A 12,366-nucleotide genomic window follows, 5' to 3' on the forward strand; every position below is an offset into this window, starting at 1 on the left:
GACGTCAAAACAGCGCTACGCCGGGTTTTGCTGTGTGCGTAGGTCGAACTCGGTTCGAGCGGCGTATACCTGTGTTTGCATGTGCGTCGCAGAGAAACGGTTCGCCCAGAGATTGTTCTGGCGAAATTGATGAATAGTTGAATGATCGCTGTGACTGGCGAGCGCCTCAAGGGTGGTTTTACGCAAATCAGTTCCTTCATCCACTATCCAAACGCCAGGCTCTTGGCCACGTTGCGCCATTTCACCGAAACGGGTGGATATGACGGGCAAGCCGAGGGCGCGGTATTCATAGTATTTGATCGGGTCGACCGAAGCGGTCAGCCGGCTGAGTCTGAAAGGAATCAATCCTACCGAAAACGTTGCCATGGCTGCTATTGCACTGGCGTGGGAGCGCTCGGGGAGCAGCTCGATATTGGCAGGCAATACGCAAGGCGCCGGAGAGAATATGGGGCCGATCAGCCGGATTTTATTTTCAGGATTGGCTCGTGCTAGCGCAATGACCAGATCCCAATCGAACCACCGGCCCACCGTGCCGACGTAGCCGAGTACCTGTTGTTTTGCGCCCAGGTCAAGACTCTCGATCGGCGCCAGTTCCTGCACGTCACAGGCATTGAGGGCCAGTTCTACCTTGTCCGTCACGCTCAAGTGCTTGTCGCGAAGGGCCGTGGAGGACACCAGCACGTTAGATACCCGACGAATGAGGTGTTCCTGGCGACGTTCCATGGACCACCGTGACAGGCCCTGATAAAAGGCCGGAAAGTCATCCATGGCATCGTAGACGGCATAGCTTTCAGGCATGCGCGACAGCAACTGCAGCGCTAGTTCGGAGGGTTTTCCGACACAAATCATGCACGGTCCTCCCGCAGAAAACGCCGCGGTTTTTTTGAAAATGTTGCGCCAGAGTTGCTTTAGTAGCATCGCCGAGCCCGGAATGGGCTCGATCGGTAAGGTCTGGAGTTTGCAGACCTGCAGCCAGGGCGGAACGCTGACGCTTTGCTGATCGGCAACAGGCAGCTTGCGTCTGAAATCGTTCAGCGATGGCAAGCGTGTCGGGTACGGATCGATCCAGAACACGGACTCCCCGGTCTGGTTGTGATACCAGTTGACGAAATGATGCGAGCGCTGGCTGAAGCTGGCCCACGGCACCGGGGATAAGTAGATCATTCGCATTGTTGGAAGTGCTGCCTTAAAACGCCGACTATGCGCGCTGCGGCCTTGCCGTCGCCATAGGGGGAAACCCCACGTGCCATGCTCCGATAAGCCAGAGGGTCATCAAGCAAACGTTGTGCTTGTTCGATGATGGTGTCTCGGTTGGCACCTACCAGCTTGACCACGCCAAGGTCGACCGCTTCCGGGCGTTCGGTTTCCTCCCGGAGTACCAGAACGGGTTTACCGAGGGCTGGTGCTTCTTCCTGCACGCCGCCGGAGTCGCTGATGATCAGGTACGAGCGTTTCATCGCGGCAATGAACGGTGCGTAATCCAGTGGCGCACACAGAATGATGTTCGGTGTCTGGCCGAGCAACTGATATGCGACATCCTTGACGTTCGGATTGGGGTGTACGGGGTAAAGAATCTGGATGTCCGGGTTCCGTTCTGCCAGGCTCTTGAGTGCCTGGCAGATATTCTGGAACGGTTCACCGAAGTTTTCTCTACGGTGGGAAGTCACCAGTACCAGACGTTTGCTCGAATCCAGCTCGATATCGAGTGGCAGCGTCCGCGCAGCAGTCATCAGCAAAGCATCAATGACGGTATTGCCGGTCATGGTGATATTCGCTGGGGCTACGCCTTCGCGCAGTAGATTGTCCATGGAACCCTGAGTCGGTGCGAAATGCCAGCGGGCCAGTTTACCGGCGATCACTCGGTTGGCTTCTTCGGGGAATGGGTTGTAGATATCCCCGGTGCGCAGGCCTGCTTCGATATGACCGAAAGGAATCCGCAAATAGAAACACGCCAGCGCAGCGCTCATCACGGTGGTCGTGTCACCTTGAGCCAGCACTACATCCGGTTTCTCGGACTGCAGGACGCCATCCAGATCCAGTAGCAAACGTGCGGTCAGCGTCGTCAATGACTGATTGGGGCGCATGATGTCCAGGTCCAGATCGGGAGTAATTCCGAAGAACTCAAGCACTTGGTCAAGCATGCCGCGATGCTGGGCGGTGGCCAGAACCCGACAATCGATATTTTTTTCTGCCTGCAGAGCCTTGATCACAGGTGCCATTTTGATGGCTTCCGGACGTGTGCCGACGATGCAGAGTACCTTACGAATCATTACTTTTGATTTCCTATCGTTGTTGCAAGTGAACGCCCTATCCGGTCCGCGTTGGCCATGATAGTCAGGGTGTGCGATTTCTCGGTAAGGCTGGGCAGGCAAGCCCCGTCGACAATATGTATGCCGGGAAGTCCCGCCACTTCGCCAAAGATATCGGTCTGCCCGATCCCGGGCATCGAGTGCATGGGGAGGGTTCCCGCATAGTGGATATCCGCCCCTGGCTTTCCGACGGTGAAACTCATGGGCATCAACAGCGCGCCCATTTTCCAATAGATTCGACGCAGCTTTGCCTCGGCAGTTTTCATGAGCGTCGGTATCTCTGGTTGCAGATCGCCGTTGATGCTCAACGAACCATCGGGGCGCAACGCTGCCGTATTGTTGGACAGGTGGCCAGGAAGGAAGATATTTCCGACAAGGCAAGAGCTGAGCAGGTTTTTCAGCAGTTCGATGCTATAGCGTTTGCTCATCGGAACCCGGCTGACAAACTCGCTCATCGGCAAGCCTGTGGTGCTGAACGTCGAGCCGAAAGCCGTAGCATCAGAAGTCAGCTCCAGGGCGAACGATAGCTGGCCCAGACCAAACGCCGAAACTCTTGGGGTGCCGAGCATTTTCGGCATCCATAGCAGGAAGGCTGCCGTTGGCGACGATAACAGTGGTAATGGAGCTGAATAATTCAGGTGCTTAAGGGCGAGTCTGGTCGACGCAAGAGTTCCTGCCGCCAGCAGTAGGCGCGTACCAGAGAACCGTCGGGAGGAGCGATGGTCGGTGATTGCCCACGAACCGTCCTGTTTCAAGAGGTCATCCACCAGGAAGTCTTGAACGTGCTGGAATCCCGGGTATTGCTTGAGTTTCGGAAGCTCTTGCGATGCGCAATACAACGCCCGATTCTCACATTCCCACAAGCAGTTTCCAGACAGATCGCAGGCTTTGCGTTCTTCCAGAGGCTGGCTCAAGACTGCCACCCTGGAGCGGCCAAGACGAAACCCCGAATCGGGAAACGCCTGTCGGCGTCGAGTGTAGTTATCAAGTAGTCGTTGATGCAGTTTGTCCAGTGGCAAAGGCGGTTGCGACCACTCATCGAGGCCGAAGTAGCTTGAAAGATCGTCGTCGATCTGACCACTGATACCGATCCGGCGAGAGACCGTTTCGTAGGACTTCTCCAGCTCGGAGTAGTCGATGGGCAGATCGGAAAAATCGCTGGCGGGGAGACGCGCAACGCCGCAGCCCCAGGCATTCGACAGGCCACCGGTTGCCAATGATCCTATGCCGATAAAGTTGTTGGCTTCGATGCGATTGCTCGCGCTGAACCCCTGAAAGACATGGGCATGGGTCGGCGTCTTCAGTTTGGGTGATACCGCATCCAGTTGATTCAACGCGTGGAAGTTTTCGCCGATCATCCATTTCCACTGAAGCTCGTCGTTTGTCCTGCTGGTGAGGAACGGACGGGTCGGCGCTGCCGCTGAGCCAGCATCGGCCTGGGCATCCACCATGAGTACTTTCAGGCCGGCTTTAACCAGCGGATAGGCGGCCGAAGTCCCGGCCGGGCCGCTACCGACAATGATTACATCGAATTCAGTCTTCACGCTGGGCTTCCCTTCCAAGAAAAAGCTGGCGGGCAAAGGGTCGGCACAACAGGGTTGATATCCGCCACACAAGCTCTTTGACCGAGGTCAATCCCAGCGCTATCAGCGTGGTGACAAGGTTGCGCTGCTGCAGGGTGCCGAGAAACGTCTTCGCTCCCTGGGGGCTGGCTTCGGCAATACTGAGTGCAACCTGAAGCCGCCAGGAGAGATCCTGAGCGCAGGGCTCCTTCAGGACGCGGTGATTGTCGAGGAGTGTCAGGAGTATCGGCCAGCGCATCAACAGGCGTGAGCTGATGACCGGTCGGGTTTTGCCTGCGCGTTCCAGTGCTCTTGCGTACCGACTGACCAGGCTTCTTTGCGGCGGGTTTTTGAGCAGGTAGTTCAAGAGTACGGCGGCCTCTTGAAGGAGTTGCCGGCGTTGGCCACGGCCAGAGCGGTGCATGCCATGAGCAAGGGGACGCAACTTGACACCCAGCTTTTGCAGGGAGCGCTCGCTGTCCATGTGCGGGAGACTGATGAGTGAAAAAATCCGCTCCAAGCCCAGTTTCGTGCTCAGCGATTGCCCGAGTGACAGGCTGAGCAATTTGAGCAGTGCCACCGGCAGGGGGACTGGCAGGCGAGCGGCATGGATTCGGTGTACTGCGATCGACATGAGAAAGCGGCCAAACGAAATCGGCTGCACCGCGCCGAGATTCAAAATCTCGGCGCGAATGTCTTCCTGCTCGACCACGGCCAATATTGAGGCTGCAAGGTCGTCGACATGGATGGGCTGCACGCAAGGCGCAGGGATTAATATCGGAATGATGGGGAATCGGCGAACCAGTCTTGCCAACACACCAAACAGCCCGCGTTCGGGGCCGCCATACACTTGTCCGGGGCGGATCACGACTCCTCCGGCGGCAAGCACCTCCTGCTCGATACGCCATTTTGTCCGGCCGTAAGCACTAGGAGCGGTGGCCTCGGCAGTCTGGCTGGAAATGAAGATGAACCTGGCCGAGCCTTGATGGGCGCAACGGATTAGCGCTTGAGCTGCCCTTACTTCGTCGTCCGCGCCAGTGTGAGCGCCTGTCGATGTATCGGCAGCCAAATGGATAAGCGCCTGAATTCCTGTCGGGCAATCAGGGGGCGGCCCCTGCAGGTCGTAAGCGAGCCAGGTATAGGCTGCGGGACACGGTTGGCGCGTGGCGCAAATGACCTCGTGTCCGCCCGCTGCCGCGAGAGATGTCAGCCGTTGTCCGATGTAGCCCGTCGCACCGGTAATGAGCAGCTTCATCGTCATACGCCTTCAGTGCGGTCAGACGCGGCAGACGTGTGCGCATCGGACTTAAACACGAACAGTTTGCTGATCCAGTAAGTCACGACTACACAGACCACGTCGGAGACAAACTTCACCGGGGTAGGGCTATTGACGAAATACAGACCCGCGCTGAACAAGGCCGAAGCAACCGGGATATTAATGGCGAGCAATGAGAAGTAGCTGAGTGCTTGAGCTTTGCCGCTGCCACGGGTCGACTGGAACGTAAAGTACCGATGCAAAAAGAAAGCGAACACACCGGCGACCCCTTTGCCGGCGATATTGGCCAGGACCGGTTGATCCTTGAATAAAGAGATCAAAAGCAAAAAAGTTCCCATGTCCAACGCATAGGCTAGGAGCTGGATAGCGCCATACCTGATAAAGGTCAAGACTTCCTCCTGATGACCACGATGTGATGGAGTGCGAGCACACGCCGCAAGGGATAAAGCAGTTTTTCAACGACTTTAATCAAGGGGATCAGCGAATCAGGGAGCAACTGGCGAAAGTTTAATCCGCCCGAAATCAGGTAGCGGGGATAATTACCGCAAATTTCCTGATGGACGATCTCCAGACCAGGGTGCTTGAGCTCGAATGCGTTCCTGTCCCGAACGAAGACGATATAGCTGAGGGCCTGATTGGCGCCGTTCATGGGGCCGGTCGACGGTGTTTCCCACGACTCGAAGTGCATGTCGAATCCCTCGGACTTGAACAGACGCTTATAGAGAAAAGCGGCAAATGGTCCGTGAAAGGGTTCTATTAAAATGGCCCCGCCACCTGGTTTGAGCGTCCTCTCCAGCTCTGTGAAAAACCGATCGGGATGAGGAAAATGGTGAAAGCAGTTTTGGCCATAAAATGCTTTGACCGAGTGGTCGTCCAGGCTCATTGATTCAGCATTCAGTGCCATGTCCAGTTGCTCGGTGGAGACAATGTCCGTGGCCAATACTTCAGGGTACGAATTGCGCATGGGCGCGATGCCCGCACCCAGCTCCACCTCAAGACCTTTGACCTTGAAATACCGGTCGGCCAGGCGATGAAACGAATGATGGAATTCGATGAATACTTCCCGGAGCATTCGCTTGCGCTCAAGAACTCTCTCATGAAGTTCAAGGCGCTCGACGCCATCGACGTCCAATGCCTTTAGCGATGGATCGGCTAGAAAATCTCTCAGTGCCTTCATAGGTTTTTTTCTCGCAATGGCATTGCCTTACGGCGCCTGGAATGCCTTGGCCTGCTTGGCACGGAGGCGATGTCATGGCCGAGGAATGCCATGATCAACTGCAACCCCAAGAGCATGGGCAGAGCGCTAAGCATAACGGTCCCGGCTGGCGTCGCGATGGCATTCTGAGCGGATTCAAGCCAGTGATAGCTGCCGAAGAGGGTCCCGAACAAGAACATGAGAATCCCGATCGGTAATTCGATCGAGGCCAAAGACATGTCTCGCAGGTAGTAGTTGTAGAACACTCGTTTGGTAAAGTTTCGCAGGTGTTTGAATAGAAACTCGCCAATGATTTTCGAGATTTTAAGATTGCTGACTTCGTCGCCGTATCTGGCTTCCATTGGGATATCGACAACCACGGCGCGCACGGTGTTCAAGCGGAACAGAATGTCGGTCTCGAAAAAGTAGCGTTGGCTGACCTTGTCGAGGGGCAATAGCTTGGCGACGTCACGATGAATCGCGGTATACCCGTTAGTGGGGTCAAACAGATCCCAATATCCCGTCGACAGTTTGGCCATCAGCGACAATATGGCATTGCCGAAGAGGCGAACCCGCGGCATCGATTGAACTTCTTCCAGATCGAAAAAGCGATTGCCTTTTGTGTAGTCGGCTTCTCCCGCAAGAATCGGCTCAATAAAAAGCGGGATCAGAGCCGGATCCATCTGACCATCGCCATCGACTTTAACGATGATGCTCGCACCATCCTCAATGGCTGCTCGATAGCCGGTCATTACTGCACCGCCCACCCCTTTGTTGACGTCGTGGGGCAGCACCTTGACTCTCGGGTCGGTACAGGAGGTCAGCACATGCCCACCTGAACCATCTGGGCAAGCATCGTCAATGACATAGATACGCCACACTTCCGGGCCTATGGCTTCAATGACACCTGCGATGTGCGCAGTTACCCGGTAGCTTGGGATGACTACCGCAACTCGTTGTTCTTCCGTGAAAAGCTCTGTTTTTGAGTTCATCGATATCGCTGACTATTGTCTGAATGAAAGTGATTTGAACTCCAGAGGAGTATCGGTATGGCCGGACGCATAGATGATTACGGACGAGGCATTCAGAGGTGCGACTACGTTCATCTCGTGTGTCTCCCATTCCGTCGTGCAGTCAAACGTCTCGATGTCGGTAGTTATGAAGGCGTCTTGGGCATCCATCCAGTTGGCCTGGACTCTTCCGGGAGTGGGCGTCGTTGCGCAGCGTGCAGAGACGCTGTTTATGTAAGGTTGTCCCGGCATCACTTCGACACGCTGTGTTGCCGGTGTCTTTACATTGACGGTCAGGATTTTTCGAGACGCGTCATAGGTCGATGGCGAACTGAGACTCCAGCCTTCGAGGTTGGATAGCTCGGGGTTGAGCAACCGTTCGTAGTAAGTGTCATTAAGTTTGCGCAGGTCCAGATCACCGTTTTTTGCATACGAAGTGGACACATTGAGCAGTAGTTCGAGTTGAGCCTTGGGAGTGTTCTTGAGGTCGATAATCAGCCAGTCCACCTGACGGCGGCGTAATAGCTGCGTAAGTTTTGGTTGCGAGGTCGCCGCGTCGAATTCGGCTTTCCATTTCACGTTGTACCACGACGTGTAAAGGGCATCGCTGTTCAAACCCGCCATCAAGGGGGACGCAAAAACCGCCACGGGATGATGTTCGGTATTTAAAGCGTTGACTGCGTCGACCATTTTTCTGATGGGCAAACGCTCTGATAGATAGGCATCTCGACCGGCCGCACTGAACAGCGAAGATGGATTTATTTGACCATAGTAAGTCGCCGCCTGAATGAATCGGGTATTGGTCAGGACCAACAGGACACCGGCAATGATTGCGAGGGTCCGCGGGAAGACCTTACTGTCGGAGAAGGGCAGGGCGAGAATCACTGAAAACAGAGCGAAAGAGGGGAATATATAACGCAAATACGCTGTTGAGTGGAACGTCATGATCATCGCGCCGACGGCGACCAAGAGGATGCACAACGCTTTTTTGTTTCCGCTCAATACCAGGGCGGCGGCAGTCGTGGGCAGCAGTAGCCATTGGAAACCTGCCGCGCCAACTTGTCCTTCAATGAACTGATTCGACTTGAAGACCATTCGATAGAGGGTATCCCAGGTAACCCCTGTGCCGAAGATTGCCGGTGGTTCGAAGTTTTTGTTCGGCCATAGCGGCGATTGGAAAATGGCATTGAAAAACGGGAAGACGGGATTGCCCGTCAGACACCAGGCAGAGACGTAAGGTGTAACCCCCGCCAGTATCAAGCAGAGGCAGCCCAGGATGAGCGTCCTGACTATCCCTTGGAGGGCCCAGGCTTTGTATTGCAACAAGAGAAAAACCAGGAGGACCGGTAGAATATTCAGTGTCACGGCCTTGGCCGCCATGGCGAAGCCCAGCATTGTCCCTGCCAGGAGCAGGTGCGACATACGCTCTTTGGCATCAGGTGTGAAACTTGAGACTTTTAATATCGCGAGTGATCCGCCCATTATGAAAGCGGTCCACGCCGACTCTATATGCAGGCTGCTGCTTTCAGCGAAGGCGAGGGGAGTCGACAGGAAGATAAGGGTTGCCCACCGGGAGCTTGTGGCAGTTCCTCCGGCCCAAATTGTCATGTTCCGAACTTGCCACGCCAGCAACAAAGTAAATGCGGAGTTGGTCAGGCGCGATGCTGTCTCACCGGCCAGCATATAGGTAATACTGTAGATCCAGTCGACCAGCATGGGCATGACAGCCCACACATAAGTGTTTGCGTCGAACTTCCACTGATGTAGCTGTGCCAGATGTGAAGGGACGAAGAGGTGCATAGCCAGCGCGTCGTGCCCTACCTCCGGCATGAAGGCTACCAATACGTAAAGGCATGCGAAGCTACAAATCAGTACGTCAAGTACAGTCTGGGTTGTTGTTTCTGGGAGGCGGACGGCTCGAATTCGCGTCAGAAGTTCACGACATATCGACGTGGTGTGTTTGTGCCCCAATAAAAGCGGCAATAACAGCAGCGCTGAATACAGCCAGGGGTAGTTGATCGGGAAGTACGCCGCCAGGCCTGTCAGCGTGCCAAACGTACCCGCTCCGATCAGGAAGTGGACGGTCCAGTCGGCGGATATTCTTTGCCCCAGCATCCATCTGCCGAATACGGTTGAAGACAGCGCGAACACAGCGACGACAATCATTGGCCAAGCCTGTCCGAAGGCAATGGACAGGCATGCAATCAAACCGAAGCCCAGAACTATCGGTGACTGGCGGGTGATGACAGTGAGGGCGGTCAGACCTGCCACCGACAGCAATATCGTCCGGATGTCGCTGTTCATACTCGGAAGTTCAAGCGTCGAAAAACCGTACAGGCTGATAGCCGTACTTGCTAATAAAACGGACAGTACCACTGCGTATTTCAGGCTATCTCTATGCAAAATATCGTCTCTGGTGTTCAACACATCAGTGTCGTGCAAAGGGGCGCATAACGGGCTGCTTATACGTCTCGATACGTGTGCGGGACCCAAGGTCCCCACTTGCGCTCGTAAATCGCTTTGTTTTTTTCGAAAAGTGCCTGTTTTTTCTCTGCGCCTAATTTGTTGAACGAGGCGGACAAGTGGTGGTGAACGAAGACATCTTCGGCACAGGCAGCACGCATGCCGCTGTGCTGCACGCGGCGACAGTAATCGTCATCTTCGAAGAACCCCAGACCATACTCTTCGCACAGGCCACCTATTTGCTCATAGGTCGAGCGCGGGAACATTACGCAGAAAAAGGCCAGGGTATTGATTTCGAACCACTGGCCCATACGGACGCGGGTCATTTCTGAAGACTCGGTGTGCATGTCTTCTATCCGGCAATAACGGGTGCTGACTTTTGCTTCATTGCCGATGTTGTTAGTGATCGGGCCGATGATCCCGATGTCTTTGTTGTCCTGCAGGTGACGGATCAAGCCTTTGATCCAGCCGGCGGTGACCACTGTGTCATTGTTCAGGACAACCATATAATCGCCGCTGGCCGCTGCGAGACCCACGTTATTGCCCGCTGCGAATCCCTTGTTGTCAGGGTTGAGGATGACGATCCGGTCTGGATGTCCATCTGCCCAGCCGGTGAGGAATGCAGGGGTGTGGTCGCTGGAGTTGTTATCGACGACGATAATCTCAAGGTTCGCGTAGTGACTCTGGGTCAACAGGCTGTCGAGGCAGGCCTTGGTGAGCTCCAGATTGTTATAGGTCAACACCACGACGCTGACTTTAGGCAGGGGCAAGGTGTCGATGGCCTGACGCAAGCTTGCGGCCCGATGCTGCCAGGTCTGACCCTGTGCAAACGATTGACGCGCTTGCAGCGTGGAGTCGGCCTCTGGCAATGTTTCCAGAATATTGTGTATTGCCGAGATGAAGTCAGTCGGGTTTTTAGCCGTCCAGACCAGTTCCCCGAACTGGCTCAGCTCCGGTAGTTTCACCGACACCACGGGTTTCCCCGCGCTCAAGTATTCATAGACCTTTACCGGATTGGTGGCCAGGGTCAACGGAATGACTTTGAACGGAAGCAGGCAAACGTCTATGGCATGGAGATAGTGCGGTAGTGAGGCATACGGAACTTCGCCTTCCATGACCACATTCGGACAGGCCTTGAGGTGTCTTTTCGCCTGCACCGTATCATTGCCAATCAGCAGTATCAGGTGCTGCGGGAAGGATTGGGCGACTTGCTTGACCAGGTCCAGATCGAACCATTCGGCAATGGCGCCGTAATAACCGATGATTTTTCTATTTTCAGGATCCCGGTAGACGTTGTCGGGACGTTGGCTGAAGAAGTTGTACTCAGCGGCATTGCGGATCACTTCTACGTTGCGGTTTTCTCGCTTGGCGTGCTGTTCAATCCAGTCGGACGTCGCTACCAGCAGATCCGCTCTGCGCATCAAGGCGATTTCAAGGTCGAGCAATTCCTGCGCAACGTTGCCAAAGCCTTCATGATGATCCATGCAGTCATAGATCAACGTGGAATTTGGGATACGTCTTGCCAGCGGGAACCAGTAGGCATGCTGGACGATGCAATCCACAGTATCGACTTTCGCCCATTGCAGGAGCATGGCGATACTCTGGCACAGCTGGCTGATCGCGGCAGTTGAGGGCGGAGCATGATAAATAGCCGGTGCGCCGAGGACCTTAAGGCGGATCTGGAATAGTCCGCTGGACTCATCCAGTGGTTCTACTTCGAAGCCGGGGGCTTCGTCGTCGATAAAATGATTCGAGATATAAAATGTCGTCTGTCCCGCTCTGGCCAACTCTTTGGCCAGGTTTTGCGGGCGCTGAATGCGGAAGTGCCAGTCAATGACTCCGAACATCAGGACCGTGGGATGCGCAGTGGAGGACTGTACTTCAATGTTTGCTTGAGGTGGCGGGAGCGGCAACGATGTAACGCCCGACGATGTCAGTGATTTGCCCGACGTTGCCTTGCGTGGTTTTAGCCAACTGCGAACACGACGCGCCAGTCTGCTTTTTTGGTTTGCGGTGAGCGGCAGGTGCGCGTAGATGCTGCGCGATAATTTAAACAGTAGTTTGCGTATCGAATAATGCAGCGGTGCGCGCTCGATGGCGCTGCTCCAGTCAGAGAGCTTAAGCAGCTCTGCTTGCTTTGCAGCCAGTCGAGTGCGCAAATCCACCGCCCAATCGGAAATGGCGACAGCCTCGCGTTCTTTTGCCTGGAGTAACACACCGGCATCTTTCAGATACTGTTCAGTCGCCTGCAACTGCTCGTGCAGCAGTTCGATCTCGCGTTCCTGAAGCGATACGCGAGTCCGAAGTTCTTTTGAATCAAGGCGTAGTTGATCGATAAGCCTATCTCGATTCTCGATTTCCTTGACGAGCTGCAAGGCTTCGACGGATCTGGATTCTGCTGAACGAGTCAGTTGGTCGATGCAATCAACAAGACGATTGATCTGTTCCATGCGATTTTCTGGTCCTATGGTAAATGCGGTCAACTCAGGCGCGGCATCTACCGTTCGCGAGTCGCACGTTTTAAAACAAATTTTGAGCCGCGAGGTGTTGT

The 12,366-nt window shown here is 54.9% G+C and carries 9 protein-coding genes; all 9 read right to left on the minus strand.

Going from position 1 to position 12,366, the window contains the following annotated elements; translation table 11 throughout:
* Positions 1-15: 15 nt before the first annotated feature.
* Genes ACYZTZ_RS06650 through ACYZTZ_RS06690 form a run of 9 tightly spaced genes read right to left on the minus strand, consistent with a single transcriptional unit; the run spans position 16 to position 12,265 of the window.
* Positions 16-1,170: a glycosyltransferase family protein gene (locus ACYZTZ_RS06650; protein ID WP_461997591.1), complete on the minus strand. Its 1,155-nt coding sequence runs from the start codon at positions 1,168-1,170 to the stop codon at positions 16-18.
* Positions 1,161-2,270 carry a non-hydrolyzing UDP-N-acetylglucosamine 2-epimerase gene (wecB, locus tag ACYZTZ_RS06655; RefSeq protein WP_461997592.1) on the minus strand — a complete coding sequence of 370 codons (1,110 nt, stop codon included), beginning with the start codon at positions 2,268-2,270 and terminating at the stop codon, positions 1,161-1,163. Before wecB ends, ACYZTZ_RS06650 begins: the two co-directional genes overlap by 10 nt.
* Positions 2,270-3,853 (minus strand): FAD-dependent oxidoreductase, encoded by a 1,584-nt coding sequence (locus ACYZTZ_RS06660; RefSeq protein ID WP_461997593.1) that lies wholly within the window; start codon positions 3,851-3,853, stop codon positions 2,270-2,272. The genes wecB and ACYZTZ_RS06660 overlap by 1 nt, the downstream gene beginning before the upstream one ends.
* The gene (locus ACYZTZ_RS06665) at positions 3,843-5,126 is read right to left on the minus strand and encodes an NAD-dependent epimerase/dehydratase family protein (protein WP_461997594.1); all 1,284 of its coding nucleotides are present in this window, start codon (positions 5,124-5,126) and stop codon (positions 3,843-3,845) included. Before ACYZTZ_RS06665 ends, ACYZTZ_RS06660 begins: the two co-directional genes overlap by 11 nt.
* Before the next feature lie 2 nt (positions 5,127-5,128).
* Positions 5,129-5,536, minus strand: coding sequence for a GtrA family protein (locus ACYZTZ_RS06670; RefSeq protein WP_461997595.1), 408 nt, complete (start codon positions 5,534-5,536; stop codon positions 5,129-5,131).
* Entirely contained in the window at positions 5,533-6,324 is a 792-nt protein-coding gene (locus tag ACYZTZ_RS06675) for a class I SAM-dependent methyltransferase (RefSeq protein ID WP_461997596.1), read from the minus strand. The genes ACYZTZ_RS06670 and ACYZTZ_RS06675 overlap by 4 nt, the downstream gene beginning before the upstream one ends.
* Positions 6,321-7,334, minus strand: coding sequence for a glycosyltransferase family 2 protein (locus ACYZTZ_RS06680; RefSeq protein ID WP_461997597.1), 1,014 nt, complete (start codon positions 7,332-7,334; stop codon positions 6,321-6,323). Before ACYZTZ_RS06680 ends, ACYZTZ_RS06675 begins: the two co-directional genes overlap by 4 nt.
* Positions 7,335-7,346: 12 nt before the next feature.
* Entirely contained in the window at positions 7,347-9,779 is a 2,433-nt protein-coding gene (locus ACYZTZ_RS06685) for a phospholipid carrier-dependent glycosyltransferase (protein WP_461997598.1), read from the minus strand.
* A 35-nt stretch (positions 9,780-9,814) separates the two neighbouring features.
* Positions 9,815-12,265 (minus strand): glycosyltransferase, encoded by a 2,451-nt coding sequence (locus ACYZTZ_RS06690; protein ID WP_461997599.1) that lies wholly within the window; start codon positions 12,263-12,265, stop codon positions 9,815-9,817.
* Between the last annotated feature and the right edge of the window lie 101 nt (positions 12,266-12,366).

The sequence above is a fragment of the Pseudomonas sp. LB3P58 genome (assembly GCF_054897895.1).

Excerpts from the sequence above, each read along its gene's own strand:
- ACYZTZ_RS06650 (WP_461997591.1), bottom strand. The coding sequence starts at position 1,170 with ATGCGAATGATCTACTTATCCCCGGTGCCGTGGGCCAGCTTCAGCCAG.
- wecB (WP_461997592.1), bottom strand. The coding sequence starts at position 2,270 with ATGATTCGTAAGGTACTCTGCATCGTCGGCACACGTCCGGAAGCCATC.
- ACYZTZ_RS06665 (WP_461997594.1), bottom strand. The coding sequence starts at position 5,126 with ATGAAGCTGCTCATTACCGGTGCGACGGGCTACATCGGACAACGGCTG.
- ACYZTZ_RS06675 (WP_461997596.1), bottom strand. The coding sequence starts at position 6,324 with ATGAAGGCACTGAGAGATTTTCTAGCCGATCCATCGCTAAAGGCATTG.
- ACYZTZ_RS06680 (WP_461997597.1), bottom strand. The coding sequence starts at position 7,334 with ATGAACTCAAAAACAGAGCTTTTCACGGAAGAACAACGAGTTGCGGTA.
- ACYZTZ_RS06690 (WP_461997599.1), bottom strand. The coding sequence starts at position 12,265 with ATGGAACAGATCAATCGTCTTGTTGATTGCATCGACCAACTGACTCGT.